The 17650-nt window shown below is 68.8% G+C and carries 16 protein-coding genes and 4 pseudogenes; 14 read left to right on the top strand and 6 right to left on the bottom strand.

The window, feature by feature from the left end; genetic code table 11:
- Positions 1-8: 8 nt before the first annotated feature.
- Both ACWGKT_RS44525 and ACWGKT_RS44520 read left to right on the top strand, forming a co-directional pair.
- On the top strand, positions 9-1148 hold the full coding sequence (locus tag ACWGKT_RS44525) for a PucR family transcriptional regulator (protein WP_453278189.1): 1140 nt from the start codon (positions 9-11) through the stop codon (positions 1146-1148).
- 550 nt (positions 1149-1698) lie between these two features.
- Positions 1699-2037: a thioredoxin family protein gene (locus ACWGKT_RS44520; RefSeq protein ID WP_453278188.1), complete on the top strand. Its 339-nt coding sequence runs from the start codon at positions 1699-1701 to the stop codon at positions 2035-2037.
- Between the two features lie 379 nt (positions 2038-2416).
- Here ACWGKT_RS44520 and ACWGKT_RS44515 read toward each other — a convergent pair whose 3' ends face one another.
- Together ACWGKT_RS44515 and ACWGKT_RS44510 are read right to left on the bottom strand one after the other, a co-directional pair.
- On the bottom strand, positions 2417-2668 hold the full coding sequence (locus ACWGKT_RS44515) for a tetratricopeptide repeat protein (protein WP_453278202.1): 252 nt from the start codon (positions 2666-2668) through the stop codon (positions 2417-2419).
- Positions 2669-2703: 35 nt separating this feature from the next.
- Positions 2704-2901 (bottom strand): annotated as a pseudogene (locus ACWGKT_RS44510) (tetratricopeptide repeat protein); the annotation flags it as partial.
- 479 nt (positions 2902-3380) lie between these two features.
- Between ACWGKT_RS44510 and ACWGKT_RS44505 the strand changes: the two are divergent.
- On the top strand, positions 3381-4148 hold the full coding sequence (locus ACWGKT_RS44505; protein WP_453278187.1) for a S1 family peptidase: 768 nt from the start codon (positions 3381-3383) through the stop codon (positions 4146-4148).
- Between the two features lie 233 nt (positions 4149-4381).
- On the opposite strand, the gene ACWGKT_RS44500 is transcribed toward ACWGKT_RS44505, so the two are convergent.
- A complete protein-coding gene (locus tag ACWGKT_RS44500) occupies positions 4382-5641 on the bottom strand; it encodes an MFS transporter (protein WP_453278186.1) in 1260 nt (419 codons plus the stop codon).
- Between the two features lie 139 nt (positions 5642-5780).
- On the opposite strand from ACWGKT_RS44500, the gene ACWGKT_RS44495 reads away from it, so the two are divergent.
- Positions 5781-6653 carry a helix-turn-helix domain-containing protein gene (locus tag ACWGKT_RS44495; RefSeq protein ID WP_453278185.1) on the top strand — a complete coding sequence of 291 codons (873 nt, stop codon included), beginning with the start codon at positions 5781-5783 and terminating at the stop codon, positions 6651-6653.
- A gap of 107 nt (positions 6654-6760) precedes the next feature.
- Here the strand turns inward: ACWGKT_RS44495 and ACWGKT_RS44490 are convergent.
- Positions 6761-7161, bottom strand: a pseudogene (locus ACWGKT_RS44490) (alpha/beta hydrolase fold domain-containing protein); the annotation flags it as partial.
- A gap of 393 nt (positions 7162-7554) precedes the next feature.
- On the opposite strand from ACWGKT_RS44490, the gene ACWGKT_RS44485 reads away from it, so the two are divergent.
- The 10 genes from ACWGKT_RS44485 to ACWGKT_RS44440 all read left to right on the top strand — a co-directional run bounded on the left by ACWGKT_RS44485 (position 7555) and on the right by ACWGKT_RS44440 (position 16993).
- A complete protein-coding gene (locus tag ACWGKT_RS44485) occupies positions 7555-7761 on the top strand; it encodes a helix-turn-helix domain-containing protein (protein WP_453278201.1) in 207 nt (68 codons plus the stop codon).
- Positions 7727-8809, top strand: coding sequence for an RNA-guided endonuclease InsQ/TnpB family protein (locus ACWGKT_RS44480; protein ID WP_453278184.1), 1083 nt, complete (start codon positions 7727-7729; stop codon positions 8807-8809). Before ACWGKT_RS44485 ends, ACWGKT_RS44480 begins: the two co-directional genes overlap by 35 nt.
- 752 nt (positions 8810-9561) lie before the next feature.
- Positions 9562-10458 (top strand): TauD/TfdA dioxygenase family protein, encoded by an 897-nt coding sequence (locus tag ACWGKT_RS44475; protein ID WP_453278183.1) that lies wholly within the window; start codon positions 9562-9564, stop codon positions 10456-10458.
- Positions 10455-11345, top strand: coding sequence for an ABC transporter permease (locus ACWGKT_RS44470; RefSeq protein WP_453278182.1), 891 nt, complete (start codon positions 10455-10457; stop codon positions 11343-11345). The genes ACWGKT_RS44475 and ACWGKT_RS44470 overlap by 4 nt, the downstream gene beginning before the upstream one ends.
- Positions 11342-12082 (top strand): ABC transporter ATP-binding protein, encoded by a 741-nt coding sequence (locus tag ACWGKT_RS44465; RefSeq protein WP_356157687.1) that lies wholly within the window; start codon positions 11342-11344, stop codon positions 12080-12082. The genes ACWGKT_RS44470 and ACWGKT_RS44465 overlap by 4 nt, the downstream gene beginning before the upstream one ends.
- A gap of 58 nt (positions 12083-12140) precedes the next feature.
- Positions 12141-13193 carry an aliphatic sulfonate ABC transporter substrate-binding protein gene (locus tag ACWGKT_RS44460; RefSeq protein WP_453278181.1) on the top strand — a complete coding sequence of 351 codons (1053 nt, stop codon included), beginning with the start codon at positions 12141-12143 and terminating at the stop codon, positions 13191-13193.
- 46 nt (positions 13194-13239) lie between these two features.
- Positions 13240-14586, top strand: coding sequence for an LLM class flavin-dependent oxidoreductase (locus ACWGKT_RS44455; protein WP_453278200.1), 1347 nt, complete (start codon positions 13240-13242; stop codon positions 14584-14586).
- 227 nt (positions 14587-14813) lie between these two features.
- Positions 14814-15032, top strand: coding sequence for a hypothetical protein (locus tag ACWGKT_RS44450; RefSeq protein ID WP_453278180.1), 219 nt, complete (start codon positions 14814-14816; stop codon positions 15030-15032).
- 27 nt (positions 15033-15059) lie between these two features.
- Complete coding sequence (locus ACWGKT_RS44445) at positions 15060-16664, top strand: FAD-dependent oxidoreductase (protein ID WP_453278179.1); 1605 nt, start codon at positions 15060-15062, stop codon at positions 16662-16664.
- A complete protein-coding gene (locus ACWGKT_RS44440; RefSeq protein ID WP_453278178.1) occupies positions 16661-16993 on the top strand; it encodes a 4Fe-4S binding protein in 333 nt (110 codons plus the stop codon). The genes ACWGKT_RS44445 and ACWGKT_RS44440 overlap by 4 nt, the downstream gene beginning before the upstream one ends.
- 174 nt (positions 16994-17167) lie before the next feature.
- Here the strand turns inward: ACWGKT_RS44440 and ACWGKT_RS44435 are convergent.
- Both ACWGKT_RS44435 and ACWGKT_RS44430 read right to left on the bottom strand, forming a co-directional pair.
- A pseudogene (locus tag ACWGKT_RS44435) lies at positions 17168-17362 on the bottom strand (ABC transporter permease); the annotation flags it as partial.
- 87 nt (positions 17363-17449) lie between these two features.
- Positions 17450-17650: pseudogene (locus ACWGKT_RS44430) on the bottom strand (sulfate ABC transporter substrate-binding protein); the annotation flags it as partial.

Genomic DNA, 17650 nt, shown 5'->3' with positions numbered 1-17650 from the left:
ACAAGAACGTGAGCCATGCAATCCGGAGGGCCAGCGAACTGGCCCTGGATGAGACGACGGTCACCGCACTTCGGGCCGCGCTGAAGACGACCGCCGACGAGGTCGTCCAGGCGATCATCGACGAGGTCCCTCCCTACGCCAACGCCCTCTCGGGCCACATGGGCGCCACCATCCGCCGAGCCGTCCGCACCGCCCTGGGGCACTACCTGGACCTCGCGAGCGGGAACGCCACGGGCGGCGACGGCGGTGACGCGGCCTACGAGTTGGGCCGCGGCGAGGTCCGCGACGGCCGTTCGATGGACGCCCTGCTCAGCGCCTACCGCGTCGGTGCCCGCGTGGCCTGGCGATGCCTGGCAGCGGGTGCCGTACCCGCAGGTCTGCCCGCCGCCGAGGTCGCCAAGTTCGCCGAGCTGACCTTCGCCTACATCGACGAGCTCTCCGCCGCGAGCGCCGCGGGCCATGCCGACGAACTGGCCGCCCGGGGCAGGGATCACGAGCGCCACCTGGAGCACCTGGCCCGCGACCTCCTCGCCGGCGCGAGCCCGGACGTGCTGCTGGTCTCTGCTCAACGGGCCGGGTGGCAGCCTCCGGTTTCGCTGACCGCGGTCCTGCTGCCCGCCGCCCAGGCCCGGCCTGCCTACCGCGCGCTCGAGCCGAGCACCCTCGTCCTCGACGATCTGCCGGACGCCACCGGTGTGCTGCTCGTCCCCGATGCCGACCGGTCACATCTCCTGCGGCAGCTCACCGACCGCGCCGCTGTGGCCGGCCCGGCCCGGCCATGGACTCGTGCGTCCGCCTCGTACGCACGAGCCCTACGCGCGCGCTTGCTCTCCTCTGATATTCGCGACACCGAGAGCCACTTGCCCGAGTTGGTGCTGAGCGCCGACGTGGACGCGTTCGCGGACCTGCGTGCCCGAGCCCTCGCACCGTTGCGGACCTTGCCTGACGCGACCGCACGGCGGCTGGAGGAGACGTTGCGGGCGTGGCTGCTGCACCAGGGCAGACGGGACGAGGTGGCGGCGGCGCTGTTCGTCCATCCCCAGACAGTCCGATACCGGATGTCGCAGCTGCGGGAGCTGTTTCCGGATCTCGCATCGCCACACCGGGTCCTTGAACTGACGCTGGCGGTCGGTCTTCGGGGCAGCTGACGCGTACTTCGACCGTCCACGACCGCGTCCGCGAGCGGTCCAGGAATCGTGCCTCGTTCTCGGTGCCATCAGCTGGCTCATGCGGCCCGGGGAAGAGCGGTATGAGCCAGCTGAGACCGGGGGTTGATGGGAAGACCAGACAAGGCCTCGGAAAGCCCGTCGGGAGCGCTGTCTTTGGGAAGCGCGGCGGCGGATACACCTCGACTGGATCCGGTGGACGATGCGCACCGGCCCGCTCGTCGACGCGCTCATCGAGCAGCTGGCCGGTGATCTGGGAGGCTATGCCTTGAAAACGGCTTTCATGTCGTCATGCACTGTCCTGGCACGAGCTGACCCACGGGCGCGCGGCGGGCTGCAGCTGGGTGACCGGCGGGGCGGCCAGGCCGGGTCACCAGGAGGCCGGGCCGCTCGCGCCGGGGACCACCGTGGTTCTGCGACGGCCCCATGCCTCCCTTCCGACAGGTCAACCGGACGACCGACCGGGCCGGCCTGGCACACCGCGCGAGGGATGATGGGGATGGAATGACGGAACGTGAGGTCAGGAGTTTCCATGGCGAAGCGGGTTCACCGACCCTGTGAGGACGCGGAGTTCAATTTCATCCTCGGGATGAGCGGAGTTCCGGTCCTCGCATACTTCACCGGGACATGGCCCAAGGCAATCGAGCCCTGCCGGGTGATGGACCTCGTCGTGGGTGGCATCGCCGACGACTACACGGGCCGCCTGACGGCCGTCCGCGCCGACATCACACGTTGTCCGGCCGCAACCGAGCGATACGGGATCACCGGAGCCCCGTCCTGCGTCCTGCTGAAGGAGGGAGAGGCGGTGGCGCACGGCACGGGGCCTATGACCATCGCCGAGGTACGGAAGTTCCTGGAGGGCCACCTCTGAGCGGCCGCTGCGGCACGTGGCCGCGACGCCCGTCACGTCTCGTCTGGGGGAGCTGCACCGCCTGAGACACCTTGGGGCTGAGAAACCCCCACAGGTCACATAACCCCGTCCAGCGCGGTCGCGTCCGGCAGTTGCACGGACCCGGCCACGATCTCAGGAAACGCCGGAAGCATCTCGGTGCCGCGCTGGAGCGCAGCACCACCCGGCCCGCGTCCACGGAGAGCAGGGGAGAGCCGGCCCAGGAGCCGGCGGCCTTGCTGCCGCGCATTGTGGATGGATGACCGTGCGGGGGCCGGGCGGCGAGGGGACCGCATGTGTGTTCAGGTTCTGGGGTGAGCCTCGGCCGGCCCGCCCGCTACGGCCACGAGCGCACCGAACCTTAGCTGCGCCTCGGCCCGCGCAACCAACGCCTCCTCCCGTGCCCCATGGCTGTGCCCGCGCGCCCCGAAGCATGCAGTGCTGCTGCGAGGTTGTCGCGGCTGTGCAGGGTGTGGGGGTGGTCGGGCCCGAGGATGCGTTCGCGGGTGCTGAGGACGTGTTGATGGTGGTCTGCTGCTTCTTGGAGGTGGCCGAGGTGGCCGAGGTGGCCGAGGTGGTCGAGCGCGAGGCCGAGGTTGTTGCGGCTGTGCAGGGTGGGAATCTGATCCGTGCAAGGCGTTCGTGGGCTGCTGCCTCTTGGTGTCGGCCGAGGTGGTGCAGCGCGTTGGCCAGGTTGTTGCGGCTGAGCAGGGTGTCGGGGTGGTCGGCGTCGAAAACGCGTTCGCGGGTGGTGAGGACCTGCTGGTGGAGGTCGGCTGCCTCCTGGTGCCGGCCGAAGAGGTCGAGCGCGCCCGCCCAGGTGAACGGCCAGTGCGCCGTTGGCACCGGGTGGCATACGGCTCGCGCTACCCCTTCCTTGACGTAAGTCGCTGCTCAATGGGCGTAAGCTTCGGCCCCTTTCAGCTCCCGGCAGTGCGCGTTGTGGCAGGACACACCTGACAGTGGATCTTGTAGGTCCAGGAAACGTAAACTCGCGCTCGCAGCATGAACTCCTGTGCCCGCGCTCCGGGGGTCAGTTCAGCGGTGACAGTGCCCTTGGCAGTGGGTTTTTCCTGATCTGCCCATGCCCGGGATCCTCCCGAGGACCGATCCGCCGGACTTTAGTTGGCTCTTCACTCGATGCCCGTCGGGCAGCACCGAGTTCCGACGCCCCGCGGGATCTGCGCCTGGGCGAACCCGCACAACCTCATGAAGGGGCTCGACTATGCGTTTTGACCATAAGCGGCGCTCCTGTGCCTCTTCCGTGCACAGGCGATGCGCCGCACTGGCGGGGGGCGTTTTCGGCGGTCGTCGATGACTTTGGCGTGAGCCAAGATACGGGAAAGGAAGTTCTTCTCATGCACCGTCGTCATAAGATGCGCCGGCATCGTGGAGTCGCTGTTGGCCTTCTCGCAGGTCTTGCGACGATCACGACGGCTTCTTACGGGTTCGTGTATGCGATCACCAACGGTCAGGAGGCCGCCAGTGCGCCGGCCGGCATGGTCCAGGTCGCCACGACCAGAGAGGGCGGCGAGAACCTGTGCGGAGGAACGCTCATCGACGCCAGGTGGGTGCTCACTGCCGCGCACTGCGCAGAAGGCGGCGAGTCCATCAGGGTTCTCATCGGCAGCACGGAAAGGAACAAGGGCGCGGCCATCGCGGTAAAGGCTCCGCACGTCGAGAGGGGATTCGACCTGGCGCTGCTGGAGCTTCAGGACAGTGCCGGCTCGGCGGCCACGGCGCCTCTCGCCGACGCCGCCCCCGCGCTCGGCTCCACCGGTGACGTGTTCGGCTGGGGAATGACCGAGTCCGGCGAGCTGTCGGACAAGTTGAAGACTGCGCAGGTCAAGGTCGACACGGTTGGCGGGGACTGCACGGATGGGGCCAACGGGCCGGGTGTGTGCACCTCCGGTGTCAGCGGCACGTTCGGCCCCGGCGACTCCGGCGGTCCGCTGTTCATCGATGGCAAGCAGGTCGGCGTGGTCTCCAACTCCAGGAACTTCGTCTTCGCCGATGTGGCGGGCAGGCTCCCATGGATGGAGCGAACCACCGGAGTGGACCTGAACGGCGACGGACAGGTCGCCGCCGGCTGAACTTGATCGTGGCCGCGCTGGAGACAGGCCGAACATCGTGGACGGCGGTGCTGGACGCGGTCCGCCTGGAGCCCGGCGCGAATGTCGCCGCGCTGACCACGGTCCGGCGCCGCGAGGTTGTCGAGCTCGTCGCCGCTGGTCAGCGGAAGTCGTGTGGCGCGCAGGTCCTGGTCGTGCTGAACGCTGGATATGACGAGGAAATGACGCGCCCGTTTCCTCAGAGAGACGACGACTCACCTGACGTCCACGGTGTCTGCGGCCTCGGCCGCAGGCACGGCGTCCGTCCGGGCTCGTGTACGAGCCGTCGTCCGCCGCCCGTGGGCCCACACCAGCAGGCCGGCGAGTGGCAGCGCAGCGCCGACGGCGCAGACGCCGGTCCAGCCGTAGGCGGTGTGCAGTGCCCCGGTGACGGCGGAGGAGGCGGAGCCGCCGACGAAGACCGTGGTCATGAAGACGGTGTTGATGCGGGCGCGGGCGTCGCCGCGCAGGGCGTAGATCTCGTGCTGGCTCAGTACCTGGTGGCACTGCACGGCGAAGTCCAGCAGAACCGCGGTCAGGACCAGCAGCGGCACGCTGCCGTGTCCCAGGGCGGCGAGCAGGAACACCACCGAGGCGAGCAGCAGCGCGGCTCCACTGGCGCCGTGGGCGTGGCCACGGTCGGCGATCCGGCCGGCGATCGGCGCTGCGGCCGCGCCGCCCGCACCGACCAGAGCGAAGAGGGCGATCTGGGCCTGGCCGAAGTGATGTTCGTCGACCAACTCGTAGGCGATGGACGTCCAGAACGTGGTGAATGCCCCGAACATGCTCGCCTGGCACAGGGCCCGACGGCGTAGGACGGGCTCGTGCCGGACCAGCTCGCCCAGGCTCGCCAGCAGGGTGCGGTAGCCGGTGGTGTGGTCCGGTGCGCGCTGTGGCAGCATCCGGCGCAGGACAACCGCGAGTACGAGCATCAGGACGGCGGAGATCACGTAGATCGCCCGCCAGCCCAGTAGCTCGGCGACTAGGCTCGCCACCGTCCGGGCGAGCAGGATGCCGGTCAACAGACCGCTCATCACCTGGCCGACTGCCTTGCCGCGCTGGTCGGGCAGGGCGAGGTGGGCCGCCAGCGGCACCAGTATCTGTGCCCCCACGGACGTCGTTCCCACCAGCACCGAGACGGCGAGGAACATCCCGAACACGGGGCTCGCCCCGGCCAGCAGCAGTGCGGTCGCCGTCACGAGCAGCGTCCGCGTCGCCAGCCGGCGGTTCTCGACCAGATCGCCCAGCGGCAACAGGAACAGCAGGCCCAGGGCGTACCCGGCCTGGGTCAGCGTCACCACCGTCGTGGCCGCGCCCTGGCCGACGCCGAAGGATCGGGCCACAAGGTCGAGCAGAGGCTGCGCATAGTAGAGATTGGCCACGGTCAACCCGCAGGCCACCGCCATGACCAGGGTCAATGCGGGAGTCGTCCGCTGCGGTGCGGCCACTTCGGGCACGCTCACCGGTTGATGCATGTGTTCACGCCTTCCTTCCGAGGTGGGGGCAGCAACGCTAGGAAGGCGGCGGCGGGCGAAGAAGGGTGTGACGCACCCCCGCCCAGCCAGGGTGCGGCACACCCAGGCTGCCCGGCGCACCGGGCGGTACCTTGTGGGCATGACGAGGGTGAACGAGCTCGGCGACTTCCTGCGCGCCCGTCGCGACCTGATCCCTCCGCAGCAGGCGGGTCTGCCTTCGCACACCTCCCGACGGGTCAAGGGCCTGCGCCGGGAGGAGGTCGCGCTGCTCGCCGGAGTCAGCACGGACTACTACACCCGCCTGGAACAAGGCCGCGAACGGCATCCCTCGGAGCAGGTGCTCGGTGCGGTCGCGCGCGCCCTGCACCTCGACGACGCCGCCGCGGCCCACCTGTTCCGGCTCGCCCAGCCCGCGCCCCGAACCAGTGCCGCTCCGGTGACCACCGTCAGCCCCGAACTGTCGCGGCTGATGAACCACTTCCTGGATCTGCCGGCCTGTATCGTCGGCCCCGCGCTGGACATCCTGGCCACCAACCCGTCAGGGCGGCAGCTGTTCAGTGACTTCGCCCGGATCGACAACCAGCTGCGGATGGTGTTCCTCGACCCCGTAGGCCGCCGGTTCTACCAGGACTGGGAGCGCGCCGCCCGCGGCATGGTCAGCAACCTGCGCGCACAGGCGGCCCCTTACCCCGACGACCCGCGTGTCGCCCAGGTCATCGGTGAACTCTGCCTGCACAGCCCGGCCTTCGCCGACCTGTGGGCTCGGTACGAGGTACGGCCCTGCACGAGCGACGACAAACCGCTGTGGCACTCGCAGGTCGGCGAGATGTATCTGCACTACGAGTCGTTCACCGTCGCCAGCGCTCCAGGCCAGCGGCTGCTGGTCTACTCCGCCGAACCCGGCACCCCCAGCGCCGACGCCCTCGTCCTGCTGCGCACCCTCGCCGACGACGCCCGTACCGCTCCGCCCCCGCGCACGGTGTCCAGGACATCCACCCCGCGCACGACCTGATGACAGGCAATGGTCAATCCTTCGGCGGGGTTGAGCATCATGAAGGCGTGGAGGATGCCGCTGTATCGGATGCTGGTGGTGGCAACGTCGGCCTGAGTGAGATGGCGCGCGTACGCCATGCGGGACACATCCAGGCCCTGTGCCGCGCCGTCGGCGGTGAGCCGGCGGGCGGTCGCGTAGGCCTGCTCGATCGCCACAGGGTAGTGGGCCTCGGGCGAGTGGTCGTACTCGACGAAGGCGAGGGCGGCGTCCACGCCGGTGGCCAGTTCGCGCACGAGCCGGTCATGGGTAGCGGGCGCCGACCGGTTGACGATGCGGACTCGAACGTCGCCGACCTCTTCCGGCACCGTGAGCCAGGTATCGTCCACATTCGGCTTGTCGAGGTGAGCGCCTTGATGTCGTCCAGCACCTTTCGGGCACCCTCTGCACCAAGCTCGTAGAGAAAGGGCGGCTTTGACGTCGCGTCGGCGATCTCCTGAGCCGCCCCTTCGAGAACGGGTGCGGTCATGATGGTTCCCCTGCCTTCGCGTGCGGATCGCGCTCGTACCCGGTCAGGACAGCGCCGTCACGGGCGCGTGGGTCTGCCTTCTCTTCCAGCCTGACGCCCGGACGGGGCCACCGCACACCGAGCACGGCCGGGCCGCCCGGAAACAGCCTCCGGGCGAAACGCCGTGGCCGAGCCCGCTCGCTGACGCGTCTCGCCCCGATGAGGTGGGCCCGTTCCGCAGCCCTCGCGCGTGCCGTGTGTCAACGGCGGCGCAGGCGCTTGTCACTGATCGGCGGGATCGGATTGATCCGGTAACTCTTCGGCGCAAACCCCGGCCTTCAGGCCGGGGACAGCCGATCCTCGCACCGGAGCCGTGCAGCGGTGAAGTTCGCTGCGTTGTCAGTGGTGGACACTATGTTGATCACATCAGCCGAGGGGGGTGTTCTCATGCTGTCGGGTCGCCGTTACCTGCTCGACCTCTCGCCCGAACAAGAGGAGATGTGCGAGGAGTTCGGCAACATCTGCCGGGTGGTATGGAACACCGCGCTTGAGCGGCGGCGCGAGTACCGGCGGCGGGGGGGCGTGGATGAACTACGTTCCGCAGGCCGCCGAGCTGGCTGACGCCAAGCGCGAGCACGAGTGGCTGAAGGCCGCGCCCTCGCACATCCTTCAGCAGACTCTGCGGGACCTGGACCGGGCGTGCCGGGATCACGGCACGTTCAGGGTCTGCTGGAGTTCCAAGGCGCGTTGGTCGCCGTCGTTCCGTTTCCCGGCCGGGAACCTCGTCACTGTGGAACGTCTCGGCCGCAAGTGGGGCCGGGCGAAGTTGCCCAAGCTGGGCTGGGTCTGCTTCCGCTGGTCGCGCCCCGTTGGCGGTGAGATCCGGTCCGCGACCATCGGCCGGAAGGCCGGACGCTGGTACGTCTCCTTCCTCGTGGACGACGGCACGACCATGTCCGAACGGCATGCCATGCCGAACACGTCGGTAGGGATCGACCGGGGCGTCAAGACCGCTGCCGTTACCTCGGATGGGGACTTCCATGACCGGGAGTTCATCACCGCCGGCGAGGCCGGGAGGTTCCGGCGTCTTCAGCAGCAGCTCGCCCGCACGAAGAAGGGCAGTGCCGACCGGGCCAAGGTCCGCGCCCGCATGAACCGGATCATGGGCCGTGTAACGGACCGGCGCGCGGACTTCTGCGCCCAGGTCGCCCAGCAGATCACCGCCAAGAACGCGGTCGTGGTCCTGGAAGACCTCAAGACCCGCAACATGTCCGCGTCCGCGTCCGGCGCCGTCGACGCACCTGGCACCCGCGTGTCCCAGAAACGGGGCTTGAACCGCGCCATCCTCGACAAGGGATGGCACCGCCTCGAACTCGCCCTCACGAATGCCGCCCGCTACACCGGCACCACCGTGGTGAAGGTCAACCCCGCCTACACGTCGCAGCGGTGCTCCGCCTGCGGCTTCGTCACCGAAGGAAACCGAGAGAGCCAATCGGTCTTCGTGTGCAAAGCCGCAGGATGCGGACACCGCGCCCATGCGGACGTGAACGCGGCCATCAACATCAGACACGCGGCAGGGCATGCCGTGCCAGCCTGCGGAGACCTCGGCACCAGCCGGTCCGCGAAGCAGGAACCCGTAAGCCGGGCGACCGGCCGAACCCCCTCGTAGGGGAATCCTCGTCCTTCAGGGCGAGGAGGAAGTCAAGAAGAAGCCGTCCGGATTCACGTCAACGCCGGCAACGAAATCGGCAAGCACGTCACGGTCCACGCCGTGCGCAACGCCGTCCGTCTGTTCGGCCGCGGTGAGCGGCTCCGCGGCTCCGTTCTGAAGGAGGCGGAGAAGCTCCAGCTTCCGCGATGTGAGACCTGTCCGGAATCTATTGACCGAAGGGGCGGAGATCTGCTCAACTCACGTTCCATGACCCCGCGCGTGGATTTGACTCGGCGGCGCCACATCGACCTGGCGCACGTCTCCAGCGCGTTCTGTTGCCGTTGATCCGGAAAGCGTGTCGCTGATCCGCAAAGTGGCCCTCGGCAGCGGCCGGTGCACGCCGGCGACGTATCTCCGGGTGGGGCGGTGCGAAGCCGTCGCCCCAGCGGTGCCTCCCCTGAGGACCGCGGTACCCACCGCCTGACCGCCTTCTTCTACCGCTCCTCTCTCCTCCCCCTCCTTCTTTCTCTGGTTATGGGGAGACGTTGCGGAACAGCTCGAAGTCGGTGAGGCGACGTGCCGTCCGTCAGCGCTCGCACGAACACCACCACACGCTCGCCCCTCATAGGGCGCTCCTCGAGTAGTCGTCGGTTCCTGGCATCTCGCCCAGACCGAGGACCGACTTCGCGGCCATTCACCCCTGCCCATCACCCGTTCACTCCGGCTCTCGGCCCCCGGCAGTGCCCCCAATTGTTTGAGAGGGACCTCCCATGCCTCCGTCCATCCGCAAGCTCACGGGACGCATCGGCGCGCTCGTCGAAGGTGTCGATCTCACGGCGCCCCCCGATCCCTCTACGGTCACGACGCTCCGTCATGCCCTCAACGAGCACAAGGCGATCGTGCTCGACACCGTGAACCTCGACAACGCCGGTCAGGAGCGCGTCGCCGGGTGGTTCGGCGATCTGACAACCGCTCACCCGAACGTGCCGGCCGCCGACGGCACGAAGAACGTGCTCGCCGTCGACAGTGAGACCTCCAAGGCCAACGAATGGCACACGGACGTCACCTTCGTGGTCAACCCGCCGCAGGTCACCACACTCCGGTCCATCGTGACCACGCCGTACGGCGGCGAGACGCTCATCGCGAACGCGGCCGCGGCCTACCGCGACCTGCCCGAGCCACTCCGCGCCCTTGCGGACTCGCTTCGGGTCGTGCACACCAACCAGTACGACTACGCGCGCCCTTCGGCCACGTCGGCGCTGCGGGAGGAGTACGACCGGGTCTTCGTCTCGACACCGTACGAGACAGAGCACCCTCTCGTGCGGGTGCATCCGCTGACGGGTGAACGCGGGCTGTTCATCGGCGGGTTCGCCAAGCGGATCGTCGGTCTGTCGAGCAGCGAGTCGGCGGATCTGCTCCGCATCTTCCAGTCGTACGTGATCCGTCCGGAGAACATCCTGCGCTGGACCTGGTCCCCGGACCAGCTGCTGATCTTCGACAACCGGATCACCCAGCACTACGCCGTGGACAACTACGACAACCACCCGCGCCGCCTCAACAGGGTGACGGTCGCGGGAGACGTGCCGGTCGGCGTCGACGGACGCCGCAGCGAGCCGCTCGTCGGTGACGCCTCGCACTACAGCAGCGTGCTGGAGGTGGCGGCGTGACCGACGTCAGCCTCAAGGCGCCGGCCGTAGCACCGGCTGCCGAGACGCCACGCGCCACAAGTGGGCGCGAGGTCTTCCTGCCGCGTGACGCTCGCCGCCAAACGGGGTTCAGCACGTTCCGCGAGCGCCTGCGCTGGCCACTGGGGATCTATACGACTCCGATAGCGGTCCTCATCGTCTGGGAGGTCCTCGCCAGGGCCGCAGTTCTGGCGAAGACCTACGCTCCGGCACCGACCTCCATCGTGAAGTCCGCCGTCGACCTGTGGCAGCAGGGCGTCCTCGGGCCGGACCTGGCGATCTCTCTGCAGCGCGCCGGTATCGGTCTCGCGATCGGCCTGACGGTGGGCATTGTCACCGGGGTGCTCGGTGGTCTGCTGCGCAGCGGCGAGTATCTGTTCAACGGCATCGTGCAGGTGCTCAACACGATCCCGCTGCTGGCGGTGCTGCCGCTGATGATCGTGTGGTTCGGTATCGACGAGCTCACGAAGGTGCTCCTCATCTCGTTCGGTGCCGGCGTTCCGATGTATCTCAACCTGTTCGCCGCGATCCGGGGTGTTGATCAGCGTCTGATCGAGATGGCGCGGACGACGGGCGCCGGCACCTGGCGCCTGATCACCCGTGTCCTGGTGCCCGGAGCCCTGCCGGGGTTCCTGGTCGGCCTTCGGTTCTCCCTCGCGTACAGCGTCCTGGGACTGGTCGCCGCGGAGACGGTCAATGCGGACGAGGGTCTCGGCTTCCTCATCACTCAAGGGCAGACCTACCTGCAGACCAACCAGGTTTTCGTGGGGCTGGTGATCTACTCGCTTCTCGGTCTGCTCGCCGACCAGTTCGTCCGGGCTCTGGAGCGGGTGCTGCTGCGGTGGCGCCCCAGTTATGAGGCAGCATGAGCACCACGGTTGCTACGCAAAGCGCCCAGCTCCGCCGACAGGCCGGCGCCGTCGTGGAGAAGGTTGTCCGACAGTTCGGGAACCGGGTCGTCCTCGACAACCTGGACCTCACTGTCGCCGACGAGGAGCTGGTGGTCCTGCTGGGCCCCTCCGGCTGCGGCAAGAGCACCCTCCTGCGGTTGCTCGCCGGTCTTGACCGGCCCGACGGCGGGCGGGTGGAGGTGCCGGCGAAGCGCGCGATCGTGTTCCAGGCCGACCGTCTGCTGCCGTGGCAGCGGGTGCTGCGCAACGTCACCCTCGGCCTGCACGGACCGGACGCCGACCAGCGGGCCCTCGACGTGCTCTCCGAGGTCGGCCTCTCGGGCCGCGAGAAGGCGTGGCCCAAGGAGCTGTCCGGCGGCGAGGCCCAGCGGGTGTCGCTGGCTCGGGCACTGGTCTCGGAGCCCGAACTCGTGCTGCTCGACGAGCCGTTCGCGGCGCTCGACGCGATCACGCGGCTGCGCATGCACGACCTCGTACGGGCGCTGCGGAGCAAACACCACGCGGCCATGCTGCTCGTCACCCACGACGTCGACGAGGCGATCGCGCTGGCCGACCGCGTCGTCGTCATGAGCAACGGACGCATCGGCACCTCCCACCTCGTCGAGCTGTCGGCCGCGGACCGGGAGGCGAGCCTCGCCCGAGAGGAACTGCGCTCCGCGCTCCTGGAAGACCTCGGTCTCGCCAACCAGCACTGACTTCCCCGCCACACCCGGCAACTTCTCCCACCACAGCACAGAAAGCACGTGAGAACCCATGTCCAGAAGAATCTCCCGACCCGTCGTCGCCGTTGGCCTGCTCGCACTGGGGAGCACCCTCGTCGCCTGCGGGTCGACATCGGAGGCCGCCGCGCCCCTGAGCAAGCCGAGCGGATCGAGCGCCCACAGTCACCCCGAGTGGAGCAAGTACACCTTCACCATTGGTGACAACGGCGGTGACGGCAGCCAGGAGCTGGCGAAGATCACCGGTGTGTTCGACAACGCGCCGTACAAGGTGAAGTTCGCCCGCTTCACCTACGGCCCGCCGCTCGTGCAGGCGGCCGCGTCGGGCGACATCGACCTGGGAGCCGTCGGCGACGTACCGCCGATCACGGGCGCCGCGAAGGATTACGGCTTCAAGGTCGTGGCCGTCAATCGTTCCCTCAGGCCCACCCAGGCGAACGAGAACATCATCGTGCCCAAGGGATCGACGCTGAAGACGCTCGCGGACCTCAAGGGCAAGAAGCTCGCTGTGCCGCAGGGCAGTTCGGCTCACGGTCTGGCGCTCAACGCGCTCAAGAGCGTGGGCCTCACCCCCAAGGACGTCAAGCTGGTCTTCCTCGACCCGGCGGCCGGTGCCACGGCCTTCAACACCGGCAAGGTGGACGCCTGGTCGATCTGGAACCCGCAGTCGGCGATCGCGGTCAAGAACGGTGCGCGGATCCTGGCGAAGGGTCTCCCGCCGATCGACCAGACGAGCAGTTACTACGTCGCGAGCGAGAGTTCGCTGAACGACAAGACCAAGCGGGCGGCTCTCACCGATGTTCTGCAGCGGCTGGCCCACGAGTTCGCCTGGGCCATCAAGCACGAGGACAAGTACGCGCAGGCGATCGCCAAGGAAGAGGGCATCCCCTTGGACGACGCCAAGGCGTCCCTGAAGGCCTTCGAGACCCGGGTGACCCCGGTGGAGAAGTCGGACATCGCGGCGGAGCAGAAGCTCGCCGACGCCTTCCTGGAGGCGGGCCAGATCACCAAGAAGGTCGATGTCTCATCGATCACCGACAGCCTCCTCCCGGCCGGCTACGACAGCTCGAAGCTGCAGGTCGGCTGATCAGGCTCGGCTCCCTCAGAACACGGAAAGGAGAGCACGCGTGAGCATGACAAGGCGTCGGCTCCATCTCAACGCCTTCCTGATGGAGGCGGGTCACCACGAGGCGTCGTGGCGGCTCCCGGACAGCAATCCGCGGGCCGACTTCGACCTTCAGCACTGGATCAGGCTGGCTCAGCTGGCCGAGAGGGCCAAGTTCGACTCGCTGTTCCTCGCGGACGGACCGGCACTCATCGGTACCGGCGAGTTCCGGCCGCCGGGCCAACTGGAGCCACTGACGCTGCTGACCGCGCTGTCCCAGGCGACCAGCAGGATCGGGCTCATCGCGACCGTGTCGTCGACGTACAACGAGCCGTACAACCTCGCTCGCCGGCTCGCGTCGGTCGACCATGTCAGCGGCGGCCGCGCCGGCTGGAACATCGTCACCTCGGCAGGGGCCGACGAGGCGGCCAACTTCGGCCTCGTCAACCGTCCCGGCCACGCCGAGCGCTACGCTCGCGCCGACGAGTTCCTGCGCGTCGCCAAGGCATTGTGGGACAGCTGGGAATCCGAGGCCGTCGTGGCGAACAAGGCCACGGGGCGTTACGCCGACCCCGCGCGGATTCACAAGCCGAGCCACCGGGGCAGGTATTTCTCCGTGGCCGGCCCGCTCAACGTCGAGCGCCCGCCGCAGGGTTACCCGCTGCTCGTGCAGGCCGGCTCCTCCGAGGACGGCAAGGACTTCGCGGCCCGGCACGCCGAGGCGATCTTCACCGCCCACCAGACATACGAGCGCGCGGCCGACTTCTACGCCGACATCAAGGCCAGGGCGAGGGTCGCGGGGCGTGACCCGGACGGTGTGGTCGTGCTGCCGGGGATCGTCCCGTACATCGGGTCGACCGAGAAGGAGGCCCGTGCGCTGGCGAAGGAGTTCGACGAGCTGCGCGTCCCGGAGTACGGGCTGCGGCAGCTGGCCACGGTCTTCGAGACCGAGCCGGCGGTGTTCGAACTCGACGCGCCACTGCCGGACTTCATCCTCGCGCGGCCGAAGCTGGAGGGCTCGCAGAGCCGCTCCGACCTGATCATCGAGCTCGCCGTACGCGAGCGGTTGACGGTCCGCCAGATCATCTCGCGGCTCGGCGGCGGCCGCGGCCACTTCGAGTTCATCGGCACGCCTGAACAGGTGGCGGACACGATCATCACCTGGTTCGAGGGCGGTGCCGCGGACGGATTCAACATCATGGCGCCGGCCCTGCCGTCCGGCCTGGAAAGCTTCATCGAGCACGTCCTGCCGATCCTTCGCGGCAAGGGCCTGTTCCGTGAGGAGTACGAAGGAACGACCCTGCGCGAGCACTACGGGCTTCCGGTGCCGGCCAACCAGTTCCACCCGGAGGAGCCCCACGTGTCCGGTGACTGACCGCAAGCCGTCGGCTCTGCTCGTCCGAGGCGCCGTGGTAGGTGGGGGAGTGACGGCGATGGCTCTCCCGCTCTCCGGCGGCGGGAGCCTCGCCCGCCCCTCGCCCTGCTGTTCGGCACGCACGGTGTGTTCCTGGTCGCCGCACAGGTGGGCGTGATGGCGGGCAGCCGCCCCAAAACGCTCGATCATGTCTACTCCATGGAGTCGATCGATCCCTGCCGCTGGGCTTGCTTGGCGATGTCTTCCACTCGGTCACACAGCTGCCTCCGCTCTGGGGCGTCCTGAGCTCTCTCGCCCCTCTTCTGGCCGGCCACGTCGAGCGGATCGGCTTCCTCGGCCAGGGCCAAGTCGACGCGGGCTGGCTCCTGCTCGTGGTCCGGGCCTTCGCCGCCGTGCTCTCGGCGTGGTCCGCCGCCCTGTTCGCCACCGGCCGCCTCAAGTCCTGATCCCTGTCCTGGGAAGGAACGCATGCCATGACGCGTACTCATTTGGAACAGACCCTGGCCACCGACGTGCTCGTGGTCGGCGGCGGCCCCGCAGGCACCTGGGCCGCGATCAAGGCCGCCCAGGCCGGCGCCGATGTCGTCCTGGCCGACAAGGGCTACACCGGTGCGAGCGGTGCGACCGCATCGGTGGGCACCGGCATCTGGTACGTCGACGACGATCCCGAACTGCGGGAGGCCGCCATGGCGAGCCGGGAGGGGCTCGGCGGCTACCTCGCCGACCGGGACTGGATGGCGCGCGTCCTCGACGAGACCCACGCCCGCATGGATGAACTCGCCCGGGTGCAGCGCTACCCGTTCCCCGTCGACACTCGCGGCCGGCAGATCCGTGATGACCTCCAGGGGCCGGAGTACATGCGCCGCCAGCGGACCCGGGTGCAGCGTCTGGGCGTCCGCATCCTCGATCACACGCCGGCGCTGGAGCTGCTGGTCGATGCGGACGGAGTCGTGTCCGGCGCGCGGACGCTCGATCGTACGACCGGAGAAGTCGTGCGTGTCGAGGCGGGTGCGGTCGTGCTCGCCGCCGGTGGGTGTGCCTTCCAGTCCAAGACCCTCGGCTGTGACGTCAACACCGGAGACGGCGCCCTCCTGGCCGTCGAGGCGGGAGCGCAGCTGTCCGGGATGGAGTTCTCCAACGCCTACGCCATGGCTCCGAAGGGCACTTCACTGACCAAGACCGCCTACTACTCCTGGGCGACCTTCTACCGCTCCGACGGCTCGGTGCTCGAAGGCGCCGCGAGCAAGGGCGGTCGGTCGGCGATCGCGAGGGCCCTCCTCAAGGAACCGGTCTTTGCGCGGATCGACCGCGCCACGCCGGACGAACAGCGCGCGATGCGCAAGGGCCAGCCGAACTTCTTCCTGGTCTTCGACCGGCTGGGCATCGACCCGTTCACCGACCTGTTCGAGATCACCCTGCTCGCCGAGGGCACGGTGCGAGGCACGGGCGGCGTGCGGATCGCGGGTGAGGACTGCTCGACCGACGTCCCGGGCCTGTACGCGGCCGGCGACACCGCGACAAGGGAGCTGATCTGCGGCGGTTTCACCGGAGGCGGCAGCCATAACGCCGCGTGGGCGGTGTCCTCGGGCAGTTGGGCGGGCCGGGGCGCCGCGGCATTCGCCACACGACGAGGTCGTCCGGGCCGTGAGCTGCGCTCAGTGGGCACGGCCGGCCTCCGCCCCACCGGCATCGTGACCGTGGGACACCGCGAGGTCGTCGTCGAGGTGCAGCGAGAGGTGCTGCCCTATGACCGTAACTACCTGCGGCACGCGGATCGTCTTGAGCCGGCCCTGCGGTCGTTGCACCGGACGTGGTCCGCGGTCCGCGAAGGACTGGGCGCCAGTGGCGAGGATGTGTTCCGGGCCAGGGAAGCGGCCGCGATGGTGGCACACGGTCGTTGGATGTACCACGCGGCTCTGCAGCGGACGGAGTCGCGCGGCATGCACAAGCGCGTGGACCGGCCGACGCAGGACCCGGCACAGCGCCACCGGCTGCTGACCGGTGGGCTCGACGAGGTCTGGAGCCGTCCGGAGTCGGTGTCGTGGCCGTCGAGCGTGGCAGGAGGTCGAGCAGCATGATCGAGGTTGTCGAGCGGGACCGCTGCATCGGGTGCGACCTGTGCGTCGAGGTGTGCCCGACGCGCGTTTTCGAGCGCGGTCCTGACGGCGTTCCGGTGATCGCGAGGCACGACAGTTGCCAGACCTGCTTCCAGTGTGAGGCGTACTGTCCGACCGACGCGCTGTTCGTCGCACCTCTGACGACCGCGGTCGCTCCCGGCTCGCGCTTCCATGACGTGCGGGAGCTCGAGGAATCCGGCTTGCTCGGCGGGTATCGGCGCGAGCTGGGCTGGGGCAAGGGAAGGGCGCTCGGTGCACGTACTGCGGTTGGGCCCCAGTTCCCGGATTGAGCCATGAGCGATGCCGCTGAACGCCTTTCTCGGTCGTACACCGCCGTCATCCCGAATCGCGATCCGGACCGCGATCCGGTGAGGGACATCGATGCGTACATTCACTGGGCTCTGAGAAGCCGTGTCTGGGCGGCGCGCGACGGCGTCAGGTCGGTGCCCTGGGCTGAAGATCAGCAGCAACTGGCCGCGGCCGACGCCCAGATCGGGCGAAGAGGCGATGAGCTCGGCGGCCATCAGCGGCCGCCAGCAGCACCCCCCTCTCTGCTTCGGCCCTGCCGGACAGCGGGGGAGCGCCCCCGGCATCACGATGTGCAAGGCCCCGCGCAGTCCGGTGGCGCCCAGCGTCCGGCCGGCCCGCAGGAGCAGCGGCGTCCGTGGACTTGCCGCAGCCGGTGGCTCCCAGGAGGGTGACGAAGGGTCGTCACCCTCCTGGGGACTCGTGGGGTCCGGATATCGCTACTTGGTGCCGAGGCCGGCGTCGTCGACCTCCTTGCCGGTCTCGGCCTTGAGGACCTTGTTGAGCAGCGTGAGGTCGTAGATGCCCTTCAGGTCGGGCTTGTCCAGCAGGCCGGCCTTCTGCGCGTGCTCCGCCTCGGTGTGGAGGGTCGAGGCCAGCGGGTCGTCGAGGAAGGTGACGGACTTCCAGGCCGGGTCGAT

The organism is Streptomyces sp. NPDC054794 (assembly GCF_053611585.1).
The sequence above is the reverse complement of the archived record's forward strand: the minus strand, read 5'-3'. Positions and strand labels throughout refer to the sequence as shown.

Bases quoted from the DNA above. Each gene is read 5' to 3' on its own strand.
- ACWGKT_RS44520 (WP_453278188.1), top strand. From the start codon at position 1,699: ATGGCGAAGCGGGTTCACCGACCCTGTGAGGACGCGGAGTTCAATTTC.
- ACWGKT_RS44500 (WP_453278186.1), bottom strand. From the start codon at position 5,641: ATGCATCAACCGGTGAGCGTGCCCGAAGTGGCCGCACCGCAGCGGACG.
- ACWGKT_RS44495 (WP_453278185.1), top strand. From the start codon at position 5,781: ATGACGAGGGTGAACGAGCTCGGCGACTTCCTGCGCGCCCGTCGCGAC.
- ACWGKT_RS44485 (WP_453278201.1), top strand. From the start codon at position 7,555: ATGTTGATCACATCAGCCGAGGGGGGTGTTCTCATGCTGTCGGGTCGC.
- ACWGKT_RS44480 (WP_453278184.1), top strand. From the start codon at position 7,727: ATGAACTACGTTCCGCAGGCCGCCGAGCTGGCTGACGCCAAGCGCGAG.
- ACWGKT_RS44475 (WP_453278183.1), top strand. From the start codon at position 9,562: ATGCCTCCGTCCATCCGCAAGCTCACGGGACGCATCGGCGCGCTCGTC.
- ACWGKT_RS44465 (WP_356157687.1), top strand. From the start codon at position 11,342: ATGAGCACCACGGTTGCTACGCAAAGCGCCCAGCTCCGCCGACAGGCC.
- ACWGKT_RS44460 (WP_453278181.1), top strand. From the start codon at position 12,141: ATGTCCAGAAGAATCTCCCGACCCGTCGTCGCCGTTGGCCTGCTCGCA.
- ACWGKT_RS44455 (WP_453278200.1), top strand. From the start codon at position 13,240: ATGACAAGGCGTCGGCTCCATCTCAACGCCTTCCTGATGGAGGCGGGT.
- ACWGKT_RS44445 (WP_453278179.1), top strand. From the start codon at position 15,060: ATGACGCGTACTCATTTGGAACAGACCCTGGCCACCGACGTGCTCGTG.
- ACWGKT_RS44440 (WP_453278178.1), top strand. From the start codon at position 16,661: ATGATCGAGGTTGTCGAGCGGGACCGCTGCATCGGGTGCGACCTGTGC.